This window comes from Sphingobium lactosutens, assembly GCF_013393185.1.
Lineage (GTDB): Bacteria > Pseudomonadota > Alphaproteobacteria > Sphingomonadales > Sphingomonadaceae > Sphingobium > Sphingobium lactosutens_A.
Genome location: NZ_QJQX01000054.1, coordinates 269,695 through 290,919, shown reverse-complemented (window position 1 = coordinate 290,919; position 21,225 = coordinate 269,695). Strand labels below are relative to the sequence as shown.

At 63.6% G+C, this 21,225-nt stretch carries 19 protein-coding genes and 1 tRNA gene; 14 read left to right on the top strand and 6 right to left on the bottom strand.

The features are described from left to right. The first annotated feature begins 25 nt into the window (after positions 1-25). Complete coding sequence (locus DM806_RS15340) at positions 26-697, top strand: TetR/AcrR family transcriptional regulator (protein ID WP_256869332.1); 672 nt, start codon at positions 26-28, stop codon at positions 695-697. A gap of 284 nt (positions 698-981) precedes the next feature. On the opposite strand, the gene DM806_RS15335 is transcribed toward DM806_RS15340, so the two are convergent. Both DM806_RS15335 and DM806_RS15330 read right to left on the bottom strand, forming a co-directional pair. Further along, entirely contained in the window at positions 982-1,692 is a 711-nt protein-coding gene (locus DM806_RS15335; protein ID WP_179044041.1) for a hypothetical protein, read from the bottom strand. 88 nt (positions 1,693-1,780) lie between these two features. Next, positions 1,781-2,083 (bottom strand): hypothetical protein, encoded by a 303-nt coding sequence (locus DM806_RS15330; protein ID WP_179044040.1) that lies wholly within the window; start codon positions 2,081-2,083, stop codon positions 1,781-1,783. A 674-nt stretch (positions 2,084-2,757) separates the two neighbouring features. Here DM806_RS15330 and DM806_RS15325 point away from each other — a divergent pair. The 4 genes from DM806_RS15325 (at position 2,758) to DM806_RS15310 (ending at position 7,921) form a co-directional block, all read left to right on the top strand. Then, positions 2,758-4,701: a PrkA family serine protein kinase gene (locus DM806_RS15325; protein ID WP_179044039.1), complete on the top strand. Its 1,944-nt coding sequence runs from the start codon at positions 2,758-2,760 to the stop codon at positions 4,699-4,701. A gap of 37 nt (positions 4,702-4,738) precedes the next feature. Beyond that, entirely contained in the window at positions 4,739-6,046 is a 1,308-nt protein-coding gene (locus DM806_RS15320; protein ID WP_179044038.1) for a YeaH/YhbH family protein, read from the top strand. Further along, complete coding sequence (locus DM806_RS15315) at positions 6,043-7,584, top strand: SpoVR family protein (protein WP_179044037.1); 1,542 nt, start codon at positions 6,043-6,045, stop codon at positions 7,582-7,584. The genes DM806_RS15320 and DM806_RS15315 overlap by 4 nt, the downstream gene beginning before the upstream one ends. Before the next feature lie 136 nt (positions 7,585-7,720). Continuing rightward, positions 7,721-7,921, top strand: coding sequence for a hypothetical protein (locus tag DM806_RS15310; RefSeq protein WP_179044036.1), 201 nt, complete (start codon positions 7,721-7,723; stop codon positions 7,919-7,921). Positions 7,922-8,166: 245 nt separating this feature from the next. On the opposite strand, the gene fahA is transcribed toward DM806_RS15310, so the two are convergent. From fahA to phhA, 4 genes are read right to left on the bottom strand one after another with little or no spacing between them, the layout of a single operon-like run. Next, positions 8,167-9,483, bottom strand: coding sequence for a fumarylacetoacetase (fahA, locus tag DM806_RS15305; RefSeq protein ID WP_179044035.1), 1,317 nt, complete (start codon positions 9,481-9,483; stop codon positions 8,167-8,169). Then, on the bottom strand, positions 9,480-10,769 hold the full coding sequence (hmgA, locus tag DM806_RS15300) for a homogentisate 1,2-dioxygenase (protein WP_179044034.1): 1,290 nt from the start codon (positions 10,767-10,769) through the stop codon (positions 9,480-9,482). The genes fahA and hmgA overlap by 4 nt, the downstream gene beginning before the upstream one ends. Positions 10,770-10,782: 13 nt before the next feature. Continuing rightward, positions 10,783-11,820: a 4-hydroxyphenylpyruvate dioxygenase gene (hppD, locus tag DM806_RS15295; protein WP_179044033.1), complete on the bottom strand. Its 1,038-nt coding sequence runs from the start codon at positions 11,818-11,820 to the stop codon at positions 10,783-10,785. Next, positions 11,817-12,686, bottom strand: coding sequence for a phenylalanine 4-monooxygenase (phhA, locus tag DM806_RS15290; RefSeq protein WP_179044032.1), 870 nt, complete (start codon positions 12,684-12,686; stop codon positions 11,817-11,819). Before phhA ends, hppD begins: the two co-directional genes overlap by 4 nt. 95 nt (positions 12,687-12,781) lie before the next feature. On the opposite strand from phhA, the gene DM806_RS15285 reads away from it, so the two are divergent. The 9 genes from DM806_RS15285 (at position 12,782) to tldD (ending at position 21,213) form a co-directional block, all read left to right on the top strand. Beyond that, positions 12,782-13,255 carry an Lrp/AsnC family transcriptional regulator gene (locus tag DM806_RS15285; RefSeq protein WP_179044031.1) on the top strand — a complete coding sequence of 158 codons (474 nt, stop codon included), beginning with the start codon at positions 12,782-12,784 and terminating at the stop codon, positions 13,253-13,255. 134 nt (positions 13,256-13,389) lie between these two features. Beyond that, the gene (gene lptB / locus DM806_RS15280; protein ID WP_179044030.1) at positions 13,390-14,175 is read left to right on the top strand and encodes an LPS export ABC transporter ATP-binding protein; all 786 of its coding nucleotides are present in this window, start codon (positions 13,390-13,392) and stop codon (positions 14,173-14,175) included. 45 nt (positions 14,176-14,220) lie between these two features. Next, positions 14,221-15,747 (top strand): RNA polymerase factor sigma-54, encoded by a 1,527-nt coding sequence (gene rpoN, locus DM806_RS15275; protein WP_179044029.1) that lies wholly within the window; start codon positions 14,221-14,223, stop codon positions 15,745-15,747. Between the two features lie 1,143 nt (positions 15,748-16,890). After that, a complete protein-coding gene (locus DM806_RS15270; RefSeq protein ID WP_179044028.1) occupies positions 16,891-17,745 on the top strand; it encodes a D-amino-acid transaminase in 855 nt (284 codons plus the stop codon). 233 nt (positions 17,746-17,978) lie between these two features. After that, entirely contained in the window at positions 17,979-18,983 is a 1,005-nt protein-coding gene (locus tag DM806_RS15265) for a winged helix DNA-binding protein (protein ID WP_179044027.1), read from the top strand. A gap of 53 nt (positions 18,984-19,036) precedes the next feature. Further along, positions 19,037-19,112: transfer RNA gene (locus DM806_RS15260), tRNA-Val, on the top strand. 161 nt (positions 19,113-19,273) lie between these two features. Next, on the top strand, positions 19,274-19,441 hold the full coding sequence (locus DM806_RS15255; protein WP_179044026.1) for a hypothetical protein: 168 nt from the start codon (positions 19,274-19,276) through the stop codon (positions 19,439-19,441). A gap of 46 nt (positions 19,442-19,487) precedes the next feature. After that, positions 19,488-19,715 carry a zinc-finger domain-containing protein gene (locus DM806_RS15250; RefSeq protein ID WP_179044025.1) on the top strand — a complete coding sequence of 76 codons (228 nt, stop codon included), beginning with the start codon at positions 19,488-19,490 and terminating at the stop codon, positions 19,713-19,715. 55 nt (positions 19,716-19,770) lie between these two features. Next, positions 19,771-21,213 carry a metalloprotease TldD gene (tldD, locus tag DM806_RS15245; protein ID WP_179044024.1) on the top strand — a complete coding sequence of 481 codons (1,443 nt, stop codon included), beginning with the start codon at positions 19,771-19,773 and terminating at the stop codon, positions 21,211-21,213. The last annotated feature ends 12 nt before the right edge of the window (positions 21,214-21,225 follow it).

Below are 21,225 nucleotides of genomic sequence, written 5' to 3'. Positions count from 1 at the left end.
AGTGATACAGCCCGCTCCAGGTCCGATGACGCAGATGCTCGCCCCTGCCCGTCCCGGCATCTATGCCAGGGGCACCGAAACGGTCGACGCCATTTTGAAGGCGGCCCAGGAGGTGCTGATCGACGAAGGGGCGGACGCCTTCACCATCCGTCGCATCGCCGCGCGCTGCGGCATGAAGGTGGGCCATGTCAGCTATCATTTTCCGCGCAAGGACATGCTGATCCAGGTGCTTCTGGACGAACTGGTCGACGGCTATGGAACACTGATCGATGGCGTCGTGAACAGGCCCGGCCTGACGGCCGAGGAGCGGCTGGAACGGGTCATCACGCTCTGCCTTGAGGATATCGGGTCGAAACGCACGACCCATCTCTTCACCGAATTATGGGCGCTGGCCAATCATAACGCCTTTGTCGCCGATCGCATCCGCGCCTTCCACGAGCGGATTCACGGAGTGATCGGCGGCTATGTTGCAGCGATCAATCCGACCCTGTCGCACAAGGATGCAGGCACCGTCGCCCTGTTCATCAGTGCGACGATGGAAGGCGCCACGCTCTTTCTGGGCCATGGCAAGCCCTGGGCCGGCCAGATGCCTGCCTTTACCGCGCTCGCCGTCCGGTCGCTGGTGTCGCTGGCCCGGACCGCAACATCGGCGGACATCGCCTTGCTCGCCCCGGCAAGGGAGCCGGAACCGGCCTGATGCCGTGCCGGAGCCGGAAGGCCGGAGCCGGAAGTCCGGGGACGGCGGAAGAGGCATGGCAGGCAAAAAGCCCGACACGCCAGAAGCGTGCCGGGCCAGTAAGAAGTGTCGCCTCAAAGACGATCCTTCGGGTCGCAGAATGACCCTATCAGGGCGCTATCCTGCCTTGAATACCCCGCACGGGTTATGTCCCTTTTTGGAGCGTTTCCGAGGCGGGCAGAATCACCCGCCCGGAAAACAAAAGCAATTGAAGCCAGCACCGTTTCGATCTGACCGAATCCGCCCTAATCTGTGCTGGCCGTCCTGGCCGCATCGGCAGCCGCCGCATTCAGGAAAGGCTGGACCCGCAGGCGCGGGAACACCGCCTCCAGCGGTTTGGTGTCGGGCAGCACATAGACATAGCCCCCCTTCTTCCGGAACAACGGGCTGACGCTCTTCGCATAGAAGAGCTTGGGCACGTTGATGCAGCCGAAGGTGATGCGATTGTCATCGGCGGTGGGCGACAGCATCCGGTCGCGCCGCTTTTCCTTCGGATTGCCCGGCGGGATGGTATGCAGCGCCACCGACGTGGCGTAATCCACCCAGAGGACCTGCTGCTTCCCCGCCGCAACGCCGAATTTCGCGAGGAAGCGGCCTGCGGGAGTCGTTTTCTCCGCAGGCCCGATCTCGGACAGATTCTTGCTGCCGATTCCCGGCGTGGCCTCGTCGCCTGGGGCGATGCCGATCAGGACCGGCGCATGCCCCAGCGACTTGCCGGTGGCATCGAACAGGAAGGCGGTCGCCGCCTTCTTGTCGATGATGATATAGGGCAGCTTGCCATGGTCCCCCGATGCCGCAACCCATTCGGAAACGCGCGCAGCATCCTCCGAGCGAGCGGATTCACCCTCCTTCACGCCATCGGCCTGCGACGATTCAGCCGCCGGAACGGTTTCGGCCGCCCCGGCGGGTGTGGCGGTCAGCGCAAGTCCAGCCAGCGCAAGGAGAACAGGGATCATCGTTTACGGCACTCAGGGAAAAGGGATCGGCGCCAAGGGGAACAGCGCCGACGCGGGGTCATGGTTTGCGTCTATCGGTCCTGCGGAATCAGTTGCGCGCGCGCTTGCGCTGAGCTTCCTGCATGCGCTGTTCGACGCCGTCGACACGGCCGTTGAGCTGGTCGATACGCTGGCCATTATTCTGCGCCTGACCGGATGCGGACTGCGCCTCGGCCAGCGCCTGCTGGGCGGTGCTGTCGGTCGTCTGCAATTTCGTTTCCAGCGCATCGACGCGCTGATTCACGGTGGCGACCTGCTCGCGTACAAAACCCTTGGTGGCACAGCCTCCCAGAGCCAGCGAACCCACCAAAATCACGCTCAGGGGAGCGATTTTCTTCAGAGCCGGCGACATATTATTCTCCTGTAGTTAACAAAACCGCAATGTTCCAAGCCGAGCGATGGAGCTTGAACAATAGCGATTCTGTCCGGCTGTGCCTGTCGTCAGGCGAACGGTTGACGGCCGGCACAGCCCGGATCGCCAGATGAATTCCGGCTGAACCCTGACCTGATTTTCGACGTGAATGCGCCGATTTTCGACGATCGGACATGAACGCATGTTCATGAAAATCCGCGCTGCCGCCGAGTCCTGCGGCCGGACGGCGGCCTGTTTGACCTTCTGCGGATCGTCAGACCGATCGACAGAATGTCCGGCCGAACCGCATGCCGAATGATCGCGGCCTGATCGCGCGAAGCTTTTCGGCAGGCAGGCATCCACCCCCTTCCCCATGAGCGCAACTGATGACACTATGCATCATTGCGGCGACCTGTGCGTCGCCCCGGGGGACGATGTCGGCGCCATGCCCATCTGTCGAGGCTTTAGTATTGCCCGATGATTTTCGCCCTTTTTTTCCAGTCACCAAGTTCATCGCCAGTTAATCGGCATATCGCTTGCAGATTTCGGCCGCGATATATGTGTCGTTTTGGCCCTATCGACAAATTTTTACGGTATCGCTGTCGTATTGCACTGTTTTTACAGGCAGCTTCATATTATAGTCCTCCTCATGGCGTATTTGGCGGGAGTCGCCAGTGACGAAAAATGAACTGTTTTCGAGCTTCGCAACAAAGTTCGACGATCGTCGGCAAGCCGAAATGTCCATCGAGGATTATCTGCTGGGTTGCCGCAGCGATCCCCTGATGCACGCATCTGCTCCGGAACGATTGCTCGCCGCCATCGGCGAACCGGAAATCATCGACACCTCGCGCGATCAGCGACTGGGCCGGATCTTCATGAACCGGACGATCCGCCGCTATCGCAGCTTCGCCAATTTCTACGGCATGGAAGGGACGATCGAACATATCGTCAGCTTCCTGCGCCACGCCTCGCAGGGGCTGGAGGAGCGCAAGCAGATCCTCTACCTGCTCGGCCCGGTCGGCGGCGGCAAATCCTCGCTCGCCGAACGGCTGAAGGCGCTGATGGAGGTCCACCCCATCTATGTGCTGAAGGCGGGCGACGAGCTTAGCCCGATCTTCGAAAGCCCGCTCGCCCTGTTTGACGCGGACACGCATGGCGACTTCATCGAGGAAAATTACGCGATCCCGCGTCGTCGCCTGACGGGCATGATAAGCCCCTGGTGCCGCAAGCGGCTGGACGAATATGCCGGCGACCTGTCGCGCTTCTCGGTGGTGCGGATGATGCCCTCGCGCATGCGCCAGGTCGCCATCGCCAAGACCGAGCCGGGCGACGAGAATAACCAGGACATCAGCTCGCTGGTCGGCAAGGTCGACATCCGCAAGCTGGAAATGCTCTCGCAGAACGATCCCGACGCCTACAGCTATTCGGGCGGCCTCAACCGCGCGAACCAGGGAATGCTGGAGTTCGTCGAGATGTTCAAGGCGCCGATCAAGATGCTCCACCCGTTGCTGACCGCGACGCAGGAGGGCAATTATATCGGCACGGAAAATATCGGCGCCATCCCCTATAATGGCATCATCATGGCCCACAGCAATGAATCGGAATGGGCCAATTTCAAGAACAACAAGAATAACGAAGCCTTTATCGACCGCATCTACGTCATCAAGGTGCCCTATTCTTTGCAGGCGACCGAAGAACGGCAGGTCTATGAAAAGCTGCTACGGGAATCGGACCTCAGCAAGGCGCCCTGTGCGCCCGGCACATTGGACATGCTGGCGCGCTTTTCGGTCCTGACCCGGCTGCGCGAGCATGAGAACAGCAATCTCTACTCCAAGATGCGCGTCTATGATGGCGAAATGCTGCGCGAGATCGATCCGCGCGCGAAGAGCCTTCAGGAATATAAGGACGCGGCCGGCGTGGACGAAGGGATGGCGGGCACCTCCACCCGCTTCGCCTTCAAGGCGCTGTCGGCGACCTTCAACCATGACAGTATCGAGATCGCGGCCGACCCGGTCCACCTCATCTACGTGCTGGAAGGGATGGTGCGGCAGGAACAATTCCCCGCCGAGGTGGAAGCCCGCTATCTGGAGTTCATCAAGGGCGAACTGGCCCCGCGCTATGCCGAATTCATCGGCAACGAGATCCAGAAAGCCTATCTGGAATCCTATAACGACTATGGCCAGAATCTGTTCGACCGCTATGTCGCCTATGCCGATGCGTGGATCGAGGATCTGGACTTCAAGGATCCCGACACCGGCCAGTTGATGGACCGGGAAGTCATCAACCAGGAACTGTCCAAGACCGAAAAGCCGGCCGGCATCGCCAATCCCAAGGATTTCCGCAACGAGGTGGTGAAATTCGCGCTGCGCATGCGGGCCAGTAATGATGGGCGCAACCCCAGCTGGACCAGCTATGAGAAGATCCGCGAGGTGATCGAGAAGCGGATGTTCAGCCAGGTCGAGGATCTGCTGCCGGTCATCAGCTTCGGGTCGAAGAAGGATGGCGAAACCGCGACCAAGCATGACGAATTCGTCGCTCGCATGATCGAGCGGGGCTATACCGAACGACAGGTCAGGCGGCTGGTCGAATGGTATATCCGCGTCAAGCAGGCCGGATGACGGAGGCGGACTTTTTCGGGAACAAGCTGGCGCGACCATGCACATAGTCGACAGACGACTGAATCCGGGGGGCAAGAGCCTGGTCAACAGGCAGCGTTTCCTGCGCCGGGCGAAGGCCTATGTGCAGCAGGCAGTGCGCGACAGCCTGAAGGACCGCAGCATAAAGGATCTGGACAAGCAGGGCCAGATCACCATCCAGCGCGACGCGATCCACGAACCCACCCTCCACCGCGCCGCGCAGGGCGGCAATCGCGAGCGGGTCTTCCCCGGCAATCGCGACTATATGGAGGGTGACCGGATCAAGCGCCCCGATGGCGGCGCGGGCGCGGGATCGCAGGCGGGCCAAGGCGATGGCAATGACGATTTCCAGTTCGCGCTCAGCCGGGAGGAATTTCTCGACCTCTTCCTCGACGATCTGGAACTGCCCGACCTCGCCAAGCGCCGGCTGATCGGCGGCGCTGTCGACGGCATCCGCCGCGCAGGCTATTCGACCGCGGGCAACCCGTCCAACCTGTCGGTGCCGCGCACCATGCAGAAGGCGCTGTCCCGCCGTCTGGCGCTGCGCCGGCCGAGCAGCGGCGACCTCAAGCGGATCGAGGAGGAGATCGCCGAGATCGAGGCGCGCGCCCCGCCCTTGCCCGACGACGCCGTGCGGCTGGAGGCGCTGCGCGAGGAGCGCTCGCACATCATCCGTCGCCGCAACCTGATCGCCTATATCGACCCGGTCGACCTGCGCTACCGCCGGTTCGAAACGGTGCCTAAGCCCGTCGCGCAGGCGGTGATGTTCTGCCTGATGGACGTGTCCGGCTCCATGACGGAGCATATGAAGGATCTGGCCAAGCGCTTCTTCGCGCTGCTCCATTTGTTCCTGACCCGCTGCTACGAACATGTCGAGGTGGTGTTCATTCACCATACCGACCGGGCGGCGGAGGTGGACGAGCAGACCTTCTTCTACAGCACCGTGACCGGCGGCACTTTGGTATCGAGCGCGCTCGACAAGCTGATGGAGGTGGTGAAGGACCGCTATCGCCCCGACGACTGGAACATCTATGTGGCGCAAGCGTCGGACGGCGACACGATGCAGTCGGACAATGGCCGGGTGGTGTCGCTGATGCAGGACGATATCCTGCCGCTCTGCCAATATGTCGCCTATCTGGAGGTCGGGCGGGAGGAGTTTGCCGATGTCGACATGGTCGGCACCACCACCGGCCTGTGGCAGGCCTATGCCCCGGTCAGCGAGGCGCATCGCAACTTCGTCATGCGCAAGGTGCATCACCGGCGGGAAATCTATCCGGTCTTCCGCGAACTGTTCCAGCGCAAGGGCATGGCGGAGAAAAGCGGATGACGGCCAGGCTGGCGGATGCGCCGCTGTTTACGGGCAGCGATTGGGATTTCGGGCTGATCAACCGCATCCATGACGCGATCGAGCCGATCGCGCTCCAGGAAATGAAGCTCAACATCTATCCCAACCAGATAGAGATCATCAGCGCCGAGCAGATGCTGGACGCCTATTCGTCGATCGGCATGCCGCTCTTCTACAAACATTGGTCCTTCGGCAAGCAGTTCGTGACTAATGAAATGATGTACCGCAAGGGACGTCGCGGCCTCGCCTATGAGCTGGTGATCAACAGCGACCCCTGCATCAACTATCTGATGCAGGAAAACAGCGCGACGATGCAGACGCTTGTCATTGCCCATGCCGCCTTCGGCCATAATCATTTCTTCAAGAACAACTATGTTTTCCGCCAATGGACCGATGCGGAGGGAATTCTCGACTATCTGGAATTTGCCAAACGCTATATCGCCCAGTGCGAGGAGCGTTATGGCCAGCTGGAGGTCGAGCGCGTGCTGGACGCCGCCCATGCACTGATGAACCAGGGCGTGCACCGCTATCCCCGCGTCCGCCCCCGCGACCTAAAGAGCGAAGCGGCGCGCGAGGCGGAGCGACAGGCCTATCGCGACCGCATCTATGACGATCTCTGGCGCACCGTCCCGGTCGGCGCCCGCGCCGACGCCGTGCCCAGCGATGCGCGCCGCGCCGCGCTCGGCCTGCCGCAGGAAAATATCCTCTATTTCCTCGAAAAGACCGGGCCGCGCCTGCATAGCTGGCAGCGGGAAGTGCTGCGCATCGTCCGCCTGATCTCCCAATATTTCTACCCCCAGCGCCAGACCAAGGCGATGAACGAGGGCTGCGCGACCTACACCCATTATCGCATCATGACGACGCTGCATGAGCGCGGCCTGCTGACCGACGGCGCCTTCATGGAATTTCTCCAGTCGCACACCAATGTCGTCTACCAGCCCACCTATGATTCGGGCCATTTCGGTGGCTTCAATCCCTATGCGCTGGGCTTCGGCATCATGTCGGACATCGAGCGCATCTGCCTCGCCCCGACGGAGGAGGATCGCGAATGGTTCGGCGACATCGCCGGGTCGGGTGATCCTGTCGAGGTGCTCAAGGACATCTGGGCCAATTATCGCGACGAAAGCTTCGTGTCGCAATATCTCAGCCCGCACCTGATCCGCCACTGGCGACTGTTCAACATCGTCGACCGCACCAGCGAGTCGGAATTGCGGGTCGACGCCATCCATGACGAGCGCGGCTATCGCCGGATTCGCCGGGCGCTGGCACGCGAATATGATATCGGACGGCAGGAACCGGACATCCAGGTCGTCGATGTCGATCTGGCCGGCGACCGGCGGCTGATCGTGGAGCATTCGGTGGTGGACGGCGTCCTGCTGGAAGCATCTGACGCCACTATGGTATTGCAAAATCTGGCGGATTTATGGGGCTATGAAGTCGCCCTGAAGGAAGTCGACGCCGAGACGCGCAAGGAACTCAAAAGCCATGTCGGACAGCCGCGGTCCAACTGGCTGCGATGAAGCGTGGCGGGGTCGGGGCGGTTTCGACCGGCGGCAAAGATTCCATTTCCAATTCCCTACGGAGGCGATAAGATTTGCCCGCTTTTTCCGCGGGTGACGCGCTGGCAGGACATCCGCGACATGGCAGGAGTTCGGCATGACAAGTGATCTTACTTCCGCAGAATGCCTGGAGCGCGCGCGCATGCATGAGCAGCTTGCCGGCGCTACCGACGATGCTTCCGCACGCAAGATGCATCAGGCAATGGCCGCCGAGTTCCGCCGCCGCGCCGAAACCGGCCTGTCGGCGAGCACGCCGGTCAACCGGCCGATACTGGAACTGGTTTCCAACCCGGTCTGACGCTTCTCACCCTGCACTCCGCAAGACGCTATGATCCGTAACAGGAGCGAGAAGCGCACCTGTTGCTGACGGGTTATGCACGTCTCCGAAAAAGCCTTCTGAACCGGCACGGGCGGGAATGGATGACTGTGCTCGACCCGTTCGTTCCGAGCTTGTCGAGAAACAGGAAGCGCTACGCTATCCGCGTCTCGCCCCTTGGACCGACCTCGCTTTAAGAAGGTGGAGGAAGTTTGCTTCTTCTTCCGTCACCCAGATTCAGCCCACCGCGCCGCCAAGACCCGCGCCTGACATGCGCCAAAGCCTATCGGCACCGCGCCCGCCGCCTCGCCACGCGCGCGCAGCGTCACCTCGTCGCCATCCTCCAGGAAGGTGCGCACCTCCCCGCCCGGCAGCGCGATCGGGTCGCGCCCGCCGCTGCTCAGTTCCATCAGGCTACCATAGCCCTCGCGCTCCGGCGCGGAAATGGTGCCGGTGCCGAGCAGATCGCCGGGCTGGAGGTTGCAGCCATTGGACGCATGGTGGGTCACGATCTGCTGCACCGTCCAATACATGTTGCTCGCCGGTCCCCGGCTCAGCCGCAGCGGGGCATGCCCCGCCGCCCGCATTGCCGCGCTGGTCAGGTCAACCTCCAGCACCAGCCCCAGCGCGCCATGGGCCTGATCGTCGCCATCGTGCAGATAAGGCAGCGGCGCGGGATCGCCCTGCGGCCGCGCCGGCTGGGCGATGCGGAAGGGCGCGAGCGCTTCGGGCGTCACCACCCAGGGCGAGACGGTCGACTGGAAATTCTTCGCCAGAAACGGCCCCAGCGGCTGATATTCCCACGCCTGGAAATCGCGCGCCGACCAGTCGTTGAGCAGGCAGAAGCCGGCGATATGCTCCGCCGCCGCCCCGATCGGAATCGGCGTGCCAAGGTCATTGCCCGGCCCCACCCACACGCCCAGTTCCAGCTCATAGTCGAGCCGCGCCGACGGACCGAAGACCGGTGCATCAGCTTCGGGCGGCTTGCGCTGTCCCCATGGCCGCACCAGCGGCTCGCCCGACGGCCGCACCGACGACGCCCGGCCATGATAGCCGATCGGCACATATTTATAATTGGGCAGCAGCGGATTGTCGGGCCGGAACTGGCGGCCGATATTATTGGCGTGGTGAATGCCGACATAGAAGTCGCTATAATCGCCGATCCGCGCGGGCAGGTGCATCACGCAGTCCGCCGCATCCAGCAGCATCGGCTCCACCCGCGCCCGATGCGCCGGATCGGACAGAAGATCGCTCAGCCGATGCCGCAGCGCGCGCCGCGCCTCCCCCGGCAGCGCCATCAGCGCATTCAATGTCTCCCCGGCGCAGAGCGGCGCCACGTCCGCCAGCAACAGCTCCGCGCTGGCGCAGGCGAACAGGTCCAGTATCTTGTCGCCGATCGCCACGCCCGCGCGCGGATGCCCGCCCTCGATCGAGAAGATGCCGAAGGGCAGGTTCTGCACCGGAAAATCGCCATGCCCCTGCGCGCTCTCGACCCAGCTGGCGCGCTCCGGGTCATGCGTCGCGTCCACACTCCACCAGCTCATCGCGGCAGCTCCGCCTTGGGAAAGCCCTGCCAGCAATCGTCATAATCGTCCTGCAACAACGGCGTCTCCATCGCCCAGCGGGTCGGGTGGAAGGGGTATCGGCTCTCGATCATGAAGGCCATCGTCTCCTCTATCTTCTGCGGCGCCAGCGCCGCCGCGCTCGCCTTGCCCCAGCTGTCCACGTCCGGCCCATGCGCGCCCATCATATTGTGCAGACTCCCGCCCCCCGGCGCAAAGCCGCCCGCCTTGGCGTCATAGGCGCCGTGGAGCAGTCCCATATATTCGCTCATGATATTGCGATGGAACCAGGGCGGCCGGAACGTCTCCTCCGCCACCATCCAGCGCGGCGGGAAGATGACGAAATCGGCGTTCGCGGTGCCGGGTGTATCGCTGGGACTGGTCAGCACGGTGAAGATGGACGGGTCGGGATGATCGTAGCTCACCGTCCCCATCACGTTGAACCGGGTCAGGTCGTAGCGCCATGGCGCGAGAGTGCCGTGCCAGGCCACCACGTCGAACGGGCTATGGCCGATCTCGCTCTCCCACAGGCGGCCCATAAATTTCTGCACCAACTGCGTCGGCCGCTCGACATCCTCGAACGCCGCCACCGGCGTCTCGAAATCGCGCGCATTGGCAAGCCCGTTCGACCCGATCGGTCCCAGTTCGGGCAGACGCAGCAGCGCCCCGTAATTTTCGCAGACATAGCCCCTCGCCGCGCCATCGGGCAGTTCGACCCGGAAGCGTACCCCGCGCGGCACCAGCGCCACCTGCAAGGGCGCAACATCCATCACGCCCATCTCCGTGACGATGCGCAGCGCGCCCTGCTGCGGCAGGATCAGCATCTCGCCATCGGCGGAAAAGAAGGCGCGATCGACCATCGACCGGCGCGCGGCATAGAGATGCACGGCGCAGCCCACGCCCGCCGCCACATCGCCATTGCCCGCGACCGTCACCAGCCCGTCGATAAAATCCACGCCCTCCCCCGCCGCGTCGGGCAGCGGGTTCCAGCGCAGCCGGTTGGGCGAGGGCGGAACGTCCCCGAACGGCCCCGACCGGATCAGCGTCTCGGCACCATAGGGCCGGAACGGCGGATGCCCCGCGCTCGGCCGCATCCGGTAGAGCCAGCTGCGCCGGTTCTCTGCACGCGGCGCGGTGAAGGCCGTGCCCGACAGCTGCTCGGCATAAAGGCCAAAGGCGGGCTGCTGCGGCGAATTGCGGCCCTGCGGCAAGGCGCCCGCCACCGCCTCGCTCGCATGATGATTGGCGAAACCGGGCAGATAATTCATCCCGCCTCCTTCCTTACGCATCCACCTTCACGACGCCGCGCCGGATCTGGTCCAGTTCGATGCTCTCGAACAGCGCCTGGAAATTGCCGTTGCCAAAGCCCTCATTGCCCTTGCGCTGGATGATCTCGAAGAAGATCGGCCCGAACATATTCTCGGTAAAGATCTGGAGCAAAATCCCCTCCTGCTCGACATCGCCGTCGATCAGGATGCGGTTCTTCTTGAGCCGCTCCAGATCCTCGCCATGGCCGGGCACGCGCTTGTCGACCAGTTCATAATAGGTTTCGATCGTGTCCTGCAACCGCACGCCCCGCGCCCGCAGCCGCTCGACCGTGTCGTAGATATTGTCGGTAGTCAGCGCGAGATGCTGGATGCCCTCGCCATGATAGTCGCGGATGAATTCCTCGATCTGGCTCTTGTCGTCCTGGCTCTCGTTCAGCGGGATGCGGATCGCCTTGTCGGGCGCGATCATCGCCTGGCTGGTCAGGCCCGTCGCCTTGCCCTTGATGTCGAAGAATTTCTGCTCCTCGAAGCCGAACAGGGTGCGGTAGAATTCGCTCCACACCCGCATCTGCCCGCGCCGGACATTGTGCGTGAGGTGATCCAGCAGGTCGAGGCCGACAGCGTTCGCCGCTTCCTGCTCCCGCCAGCCGGGGAACTCGGCCCAGTCGGCATAGAGGTCCGCGCCATCCTCGATGAAATAGAGATAGGCGCCGCCGATCCCCTCGATGACGGTGTCATCCTCCTCGGTCGCCTTGCCGCCATTCGCGAGCGCCCATTTCAATGCCGCTTCCGGGTCCGCAACACGGAACGCCATCGCGCTCGCCGACGGCCCGTGCACGCCACGGAACGCCGCGACCCGACCCGCATCGTCGCGGTTCAGCATCAGGTTGATCCGCCCCTGCTTGAAGCGGGTGATATTCTTGCTCGGATGGCGGTGCGTCGGGGTGAAGCCCAGCGCCATAAACTGCGCCGCCATCGCCTCCGGGTCGGGCGAGGTGAACTCGACGAACTCGAAGCCGTTCAGGCCCAGGGGGTTTTCCGCGACGGTCATGAAACTTCCTCTTCCTTCTTGTTCGCATAGGCCTGGGTGCCGCGCGTCAGCACGCGGTCGCCCGGCAGGATGGTGTCGGTGTCGAGATCGGGCAGCCCGGCCAGCTCGGCATAAAGCGGCGCAAAGTCGGTCCCCGTAGTCTGCGCCAGCAGATGCTCGAAACTGTCGATGACGAAATAGCTCTGCTGGAAATCGTCGATCTTGTATCGCGTGCGCATGATCCGCCGCAGGTCGAAGCCGATCCGGTTGGGTGATGGGTCTTCCAGCGCGAAATGCGATTCGGCGTTGGACGACACGATTCCCGCGCCATAGAGCCGCAGCCCCTCCGCCGTGTCGATCAGCCCGAACTCGACCGTATACCAATAAAGCCGCGCCAGCTTCTCGATCGCGCCCAGCCCGTCCGCACGCAGCCCGCCGCGCCCATAGGCTTCCATATAATCGGCAAAGACCGGGTTCGCGAGCAAGGGCACATGGCCGAACACGTCGTGGAAGATATCCGGCTCCTCCAGATAATCTTCCTGTTCGGGCGTGCGGATGAAGCGCCCGGCGGGAAAGCGGCGATTGGCGAGATGATCGAAGAACAGCCGGTCGGGCACCAGCCCCGGCACCGCGACCACCTGCCAGCCGGTCGCCGCCGTCAGCCGCGCGTTGAGCGCCCGAAAATCGGGGATGCCCGGCCGGTCCATCCGCAATATGTCAAGACCGGCAAGGAATTCGGGCACGACCCGCCCCTCCAGCATGCGCGACTGCCGCTCGAACAGCCGGTCCCACATGGCATGGTCGGCCGCATCATAGCGGTCCCAGTCCTGCGGGATCGTCCAGTCTTCCGCCGCATGGGCGGGACGAATAGCGGCGTCCTTCTCCATGCGGGCGATGGTCGCAAAGAATCCGCGAAAATGCTTTTCAAAATGAAACGATCATGCCTGATGATCGACTATATTTTTCATGATATACTGATTTCATGACCGATCTTCTCACCCTGGACCCGCTCGACCGCCGCATCCTGACCGAGCTTCAGCGCGACGCCACGCTCAGCAATGCCGACCTGGCCGAACGGGTCGGCAGCACCGGCCCCTCCTGCTGGCGACGCGTCCGCGCGCTCCAGGACCAGGGCATCCTCCGCCGCGCCGTCTGGCTCGCCGATCCGCGCGGCCTCGGCCAGGGCGTCACCGTGCTCTGCCATGTCCGCATGAAGGAATTTTCCGGCGAAGCGATCGCCGCGTTCGAGGATTTCGTGCGCGGCCACGCGCAGGTGATGGAATGCTATTCCATGTCGGGCGAGTGGGACTATCTGCTCCGCGTCGTTGCCTCGGACGTCGCGGACTATGAGCATTTCCTGATGCGCACCCTGCTCAAACATCCCTCGGTCGCGGGCGCCTCCTCCCAATTCGCGCTCTCCACCACCAAATATGAAACCGCCCTGCCGGTTCGGTGAGGCGCCCCGCCGCAACCACAGCCCACCCATTTTCTCCTTGCTCCCACGGCATTAGCATGCACAAAGCTTGCCAACCGCCTTCGGGCTGCCAATTTACCCCCGCGTGTCGCCAATGGCCCGCAAGGAATGACAGGATGCACGACGTGACCGCCCCGGACCGGCCGAATGCGGCCCAGCCCCCCGCTCCCAAGGAAGTGGGCGATGGCCTGTCGGTCATCTCGATCGCCAAAAGCTATGACAAGCGCGTCGTCCTGTCGGACGTGTCGCTGACCGTGGGCAAGGGCGAAGTGGTCGGCCTGCTCGGCCCGAACGGCGCGGGCAAGACGACCTGCTTCTATTCGGTCATGGGTCTCGTCCGCCCCGATCGCGGCCGCATCGTGCTCGACGGGCAGGATATCACCGGTCTCCCCATGTATCGTCGCTCGATCCTGGGCCTTGGCTATCTCCCACAGGAAACCTCGATCTTCCGGGGGCTGAGCGTCGCGCAGAATATCAGCGCGGTGCTGGAACTGGCCGAGCCGGACAAGGATGCCCGCGCCGCCCGGCTCGAACAGCTGCTCGACGAATTCGGCCTTGCCCGGCTGCGCGATTCATCCGCCATGGCGCTGTCGGGCGGTGAGCGCCGCCGCTGCGAAATTGCCCGCGCGCTCGCCGCCAATCCCTCGATCGTGCTGCTCGACGAACCCTTTGCCGGCATCGACCCGCTCTCCATCGCCGACATTCGCGATCTGGTGAAGGATTTGAAGACGCGCGGCATCGGCGTCCTCATCACCGACCATAATGTCCGCGAGACGCTGGAAATCGTCGACCGCGCCTGCATCATCTACGGCGGTCAGGTGCTATTTGCCGGCAACCCGACCGAACTGGTCGCCAATGCGGACGTCCGTCGCCTCTATCTGGGCGAGAATTTTCAGCTGTAGGATGAAGACCGCGCGCGCCCTTCTTTCTGATCGGAGCGGGCGATAATGGCGCTCGGGCCGCGCCTCGACATACGCCAGAGCCAGTCTCTGGTGATGACGCCCCAGCTCCAGCAGGCGATCAAGCTGCTAACCCTCTCCAATCTGGAGATAGAGGCCTTCGTCGCGGGCGAACTGGAAAAGAATCCGCTGCTCGAAACCGGAGCAACCGACACACAACCCGCCCCCGACGGCATCGACCGGACGGAGGAGCGCCCCACCCTCGCCGCCGAAACCGGCGCCAGCGACGAACTGATTGCGCAGGGCCTGGGTGGCGCGGACAGCCCGCTCGACGTCGATCATGGCGCCGACACCTTCATCGACGATGGCCCCGGCGATCGCCTGGATGACAACAGGGCGTCCGCCATGGGCACTGGCGGCGGCATGGACCTGGCGTCCGGCGGCTATGCCGACGAAGCCCCCGACTTCGACAGTTTCGCCGCGCCCGACATCAGCCTGCAGGAACATCTGATGGATCAGGCCCGCGCCGCCCTGTCGGGCATGGACCTGATCGTCGCGGGCCAGCTTATCGGCCAGATCGACGAGGCCGGCTATCTGGAGGCGAACCTGCTGGCGACCGCGCACGCCCTCGACATCGCCCTGTTCGACGTGGAGCGGGTGCTGGGCGTCATCCACACATTCGACCCCACCGGCGTCGGCGCCCGCTCGCTGTCCGAATGCCTCGCGCTTCAGGCGAAGGAAGCCGACCGCCACGATCCCTGCATGGCGCGGCTGCTCGCCAATCTCGACCTGCTGGCCAAGGGCGCCCTGCCGCAGCTGCGCCGCATCTGCGGCGTGGATGAGGAGGATATGGCCGACATGATCGCCGAACTGCGCGGCTATGATCCCAAGCCCGGCCTCCGGTTCGCGCATGATCGCGCCGCGCCGGTGACGCCCGACCTGTTCGTGCGCGCCACCCGCGAAGGCTGGGCGATCGAGATCAACAGCGCCACCCTGCCCCGCGTCCTCATCAACCGCAGCTATTATGTCGAACTTTCTACGGGCAAGCAGAACAGGAACAGCAAGGCCTGGCTCGCGGATTGCCTCGCCAGCGCCAACTGGCTGGTGAAGGCGCTGGACCAGCGGCAGAAGACGATCATCAAGGTGGCGAGCGAAATTCTCCGCCAGCAGGAGGCCTTCTTCCAGCAGGGCGTGGCGCATCTGAAACCGCTGACATTGAAAGCCGTGGCCGACGCCATCGGCATGCATGAATCCACCGTCAGCCGCGTCACCTCCAACAAATATCTGTCCTGCCCGCGCGGCCTCTACGAACTCAAATATTTCTTCACCAGCGGCGTGGCGGCGGCGGGCGGCGACGGCGCCGTCTCGGCCGAGGCGGTGAAAAGCCACATCAAGGCGCTGATCGGCGCCGAAGACCCGCACGCGATCCTGTCCGACGACACGCTGGTCGACCTGCTCCGCGCCAAGGGCATGGACATAGCCCGCCGCACCGTCGCCAAATATCGCGAAGCCATGGGCATAGGCTCGTCGGTGCAGAGGCGGCGGCAGAAGGCGCTCAAGGGCAAGGCGGCGTAGGCGGGGGCGAGCGTTGCAGGCCGGCCCCGACGAAAATGGTCGTTTCGGATGGAAGGGGAACGGCTTCTTTACATCGTCATCCCCGCGGAGGCAGGGATCCATCTCCCGGGCGTGGCGCTAGACGCAAGGTCAGGAGATGGGTTCCCGCCTTCGTGGGAATGACGAAAAGGGGTGGGAAGCGGACTGTCTGCTTTTAATTTCTTGGGTTGGCAAAGCGGACATCATGCCCCGGCGTCTTCGGGCCAATGCTTCCAATCTGAACCTTCGCTGCAAAGCGAACGGGGGCCGTTACAAAGCGATGATCCATTCATGATTGAACGCACCGTATCGACTCTTTCGCAAGCAGCGGCAGGCGCAACAGAAAGCACAATTTGCGGCTCCGAATCCATGGCGCTGGCTTTGGATAAATACAGTTTGAGCGTGTCATCTGATACGACACGCTCATTCCAAAGGGCTGAGCCGTCCGCGCGGACATATATAGGTTGGACTGCACGAAGATGAGCAATGCGCCTTCCTGCCCAATGGCTAGGCGGCGATGAGCATCCAATGGCATATGTTTTATCGGCTTGAGAGCACCCAGTAACTAGCCATAACGCCGCTAACGCAATCGAATAGGAACGGGCCATAAGTGCTGTCTCGTGACGCCAAATCGGCAGCGTCCAGTTTGAGGATCATTCCTCGTCGGGTCAAGCGACCAAGAATGGTCGAAACTTGCAAGCCCCTCTCCACCACTCCTGATCCCGGCATATGAAACTTCCAATGTTGGATTTTCTCTGATCTACCCTCAGGGATGACCCAGCCGCCCCCTCGCGCTCCGCCAGAACAGCCGTGACCCTGGAGGCGCGTCACTGGCGCGTCGGCGTGTCCCAAGTGACGCGTCACAGACGCGCAATAGTGACCCAAGCGGCGCGCGGGCGGCGCGTTACAGGCGCGCTGTGCGCGCATCACCCACGCATTTCCGCCGACATCGCTCCCCAACGCGCCCCAAAAATTCCCTGCGACACTGTGAACTTCGGCGCAGTGACCCACCATGACCTCCTATTCCCAAAATTGCGTCGCCTATCACCCTGCGCCCCGCTTGACCCCGCCCGCCCGAACGGCAAAAGCAGCGCCCGAAACCATCGCTAAGGATCGCTCCGCCCCATGTCCGTCGCCTATCTGAACGGCAGCTACCTGCCGCTGGACGAAGTCCGCATCTCCCCACTCGATCGCGGCTTCCTCTTCGCCGACGGCATCTATGAAGTCGCCGCCGTGATCGACGGCAAGCTGGTCGACAGCGCCAGCCATCTCGCCCGGCTGGAGCGCTCCACCGCCGCGATCGGCATCGCTCTGCCGCTGACGCTGGCGCAGATCGAGGCCGCGCAGAAGGAACTGGTCGCCCGCAACGACCTCGCCCAGGGTCTGGTCTATCTCCAGATCACCCGCGGCGCCGACACGACCCGCGACTTCATCGCCCCGGCCGGGCTGCAACCGACCCTCTTCATGTTCGTGCAGGTGAAAAGCTTCGTCGACGTGCCCGCCGCGAAAACCGGCATCGCCGTGGCGACCATGCCCGACCTGCGCTGGGCGCGCCGCGACATCAAGAGCGTCGGCCTGCTCGCCCAGGCCATGGCCAAGCAGGGCGCCAAGGACGCCGGCGCGCAGGAAGCGTGGATGACAGAAGAGGGCGGCGTCGTAACCGAAGGCGCGTCCTCCACCGCCTTCATCGTCACCGACGAAGGCATCATCACCCGCCCCTATAGCCAATCGGTGCTGGCGGGCTGCACCGGTTCGGCGCTGACCGCGCTGGCGGAGGAGAGCGGCCTTGCCGTCATCCGCCGCGCCTTCACCGTGGACGAAGCGCTCGCCGCCAAGGAAGCCTTCATCACCAGCGCCTCGACCTTCTGCCTGTCGGTGGTGAAGATCGACGGCCAGCCCATCGGCGACGGCACCCCCGGCCCGGTCGCGACACGGCTGCGCGATCTCTATATCGATTTCGCCCGCGCGACGGGGGTTTGAGGATAATATCCGAAACGGATCAGTCCTCATTCGCTGACATAGGAACGGAAATTTCCTCCGGCTACAAACCATATTGGTGCCAGGCCGGAGGCATAACGGACCGAACCAGACCGATCGGAGCACCCTTTTTCCGGCACCTTCTCCCGGCTTTGGTCCGTAACGGCGCAGGCTAGGGCAGACCCAATCCGTTCTTGCTTTATTCTCCAGAACGAAGCTAGAACAGGATTCGGACCATGACGGAAGATTTTTCCTATTCGCTCCCTATTCAGGGCCATGACAAGCCGATCGCGGCGCGTGACGAGCGCGCGGGCCTACTGGTCGTCGCAGACTGGATCGATCAGGATGAATTAGCCCCGGTAGCGGATGCTGCCGGCCTGCGGCTGTTGGGTGCGATCGGTCTCTCCGAAGCCGCCGACCGCCTCGACCGGCAGACCCAGTGCGATACGCTGCTGCTCTTCTGCCCTTCGCTTACGCCGACGCTCGAACGGCTGCTGGTGCAGGTCGAAACCCAGGCGATCCAGACCGGCATGGCGGTTATCCTCGTCGCCGGGTGGGAGACGGTCGAACTGGCCTTTGCCTGCGTCCGCAGCGCACACACGCAATTGCTCTGCGATCCCGACCGGACCGAACTGGCGGCGGCCCTCGTCGCTGCGGGCGAACACCGCCCGATCAGCGGCCGCGTCCATGAAATGGATCGCGAAGGGGTCCGTCTCCAGCAATTGAGCGAGGAGGTCGGCCGCCTCGCCCGCACGATCGAAGCGCTGACCCAGCGCAATCGGCTTTCCGCCGCCCCTTCTTTCGAGCTAGCGCCGCGCATTTCCGACCGCGCCGCCGACTATATCGGCATGCCCGTGCTTGCGCCGGTCAGCGCCCCGGCCCGCGCTGCCGAAACCCCTTCCGTATCGCCGCAACAGGTCCGCGACATGCTCCGGGCGCGCCGCATCCGCGCCGACTTCCTGCCCGGCGACCTGTTCGCCGATCCGGCCTGGGACATGCTGCTCGACCTGCTCGCCGCCCGGCTGGAGCAGGAGCGCGTCTCCGTCTCCAGCCTCTGCATCGCCGCCGCCGTGCCGCCGACCACCGCGCTGCGCTGGATCCGCACTTTGACCGAAAAAGGACTGGTCGAACGACAGGCAGATCCGCATGACGGTCGCCGCATCTTCATCGGACTGGCGCAGGAAACCGCAGAATCGCTGATGCGCTGGTTCGGCGCCAGCCGCCGTTTTCTCAATGCCTGAAGCATGTGCTTGACCGCCGCGCTTTTTCGCCTAGATAGGCGCTTCCCGAACGGGGGCGATTAGCTCAGTTGGTAGAGCGTCTCGTTTACACCGAGAATGTCGGCGGTTCGAGCCCGTCATCGCCCACCAGTTTTGCCGATCAGAAAATGTCCGGGGGACATTTTCCGGCAAAACTCCCGAGTGACAGCGAGGGATGCCGATCGGATGACCTCTGGCAAAACTCCCCGACACACCACTTCGCAACCGAAACATTCATCCTGCAGCAAGCATGGATGCAGCACTGTTACTGCATGCCAGTCGCAGCCTTTCTTGGCGGAACGATCATACCGCTCCTGCTGATGCTGTCGCCCTTTGCGGTGATGGCGATGAGGGACTGCCCCGAGCGGTTTTCGGCAGCCAGCCATGTCGCATCGCCCGGCGACAGCCCCTGTCGTCGCCCGACCCTGCCCCTGATGTGACGGCGCATATTGCAGCGCAACCGCACCGCTGCTAACGCCGCTTTCCATGATCCAGCCGCCTGAAATCATCCGAGTCTCCAAGTCCCGCGTCTCCTGCGACGGTTCGGGGGACATTCCCGCCGCCCTCGGCCATCCCCGCGTCTTTCTGGAGATTGACGAGCATGGCTATGTCGACTGCGGCTATTGCGATCGTCGTTTCGTGCTGATCGGTGGCGTGGCGGACAATGCCGACGCCGCGGCCAAGCCCGACATCGCTTCGGGCGCCAGCCTCTAAAAAGCCTCTAAATTTTCCATTGGGCTTGGGTCGTGCCGCCCCTATATCGGACGGCATGACCGAACTCGCTCCCCTGTTCACCGATGCCCGCGGCCTGCTCTACCGTCCGGGCCTGCTCGATCCCGACGGCGCGCGCCGCCTGACCGCCGAGGCGCTCGCCGCCTGCGATGATGGCGAGCTTTATCTCCAGTACCGCGCGAGCGAGAGCTTCGGCTTCGACGATGGTCGCCTCAAGACCGCCGACTATTCGACCGATGCCGGCTTCGGCCTGCGCGGCGTGGCGGGCGAGATGACCGGCTTCGCCCATGCCAACGACATCAGCGAGGCGGCGATCCGCAAGGCGGCGCAGACGCTGACCCTGCTCGATCCGGCCAAGGGCCAGCCCGCGCCGCCGCCCCAGCGCACCAACCGCCATCTCTACACCGACGCCAATCCGCTGGAGATCGTGCCCTTCGCCGAGAAGGTGACGCTCTGCGCCGAAATCGACGCCGCCGCCCGCGCCCGCGACCCGCGCGTCGCCCAGGTATCGGTCAGTCTCGCCGGCAGCTGGTCGGTGGTCGAGATCGTCCGGCCCGACGGCTTCACCGCGACCGACATCCGCCCTCTGGTGCGCCTCAACGTCTCCATCATCCTGGAGGAAAATGGCCGTCGCGAAACCGGCGTGTTCGGCATTGGCGGCCGTTATCTCTACGATCAGGTGATGGACGCCAAGATCTGGAACCGCGCCATCGACGAGGCGCTGGCCCAGGCCCGCGTCAACATGCGCTCAGTCGCTGCGCCCGCCGGCGAGATGACCGTGCTGCTCGGCCCCGGCTGGCCCGGCGTGCTGGTCCATGAGGCGATCGGCCACGGTCTCGAAGGCGATTTCAACCGCAAGGGCACCAGCGCCTTTTCCGGCCGCATCGGCGAGCGCGTCGCCGCGCCCGGCGTCACCGTCGTCGATGATGGCGCCATCATGGATCGTCGCGGCTCGCTCTCGATCGATGATGAAGGCACGCCGACGCAGGAAAATATCCTGATCGAGGACGGCATTCTCAAGGGGTATATGCAGGATCGCCTGAACGCCCGGCTGATGGGCGTTGCGCCCACCGGCAATGGCCGCCGCGAAAGCTATGCCCATGCGCCGATGCCGCGCATGACCAATACTTTCATCAAGGGCGGGCAGGATGATCCCGAAGAACTTCTTGGCCGTATGAAGGCCGGCATCTTCGCCAAAAGCTTCGGCGGCGGGCAGGTAGACATCGTGTCCGGCAAGTTCGTCTTTTCCTGCACCGAGGCCTACAAGGTCGAGAATGGCAAGCTCGGCGATCCGATCAAGGGCGCGACGCTGATCGGCGACGGCCCGACGGCACTGACCAAGGTGGTCGGCATCGGCAGCGACTGGGCGCTGGACGAAGGCATCGGCATGTGCGGCAAGGGCGGGCAAAGCGTGCCCGCCGGCGTCGGCCAGCCCACTCTACTGCTGGAAGGACTGACGGTAGGCGGTACGGCGACCTGAGCTTTCAATGGC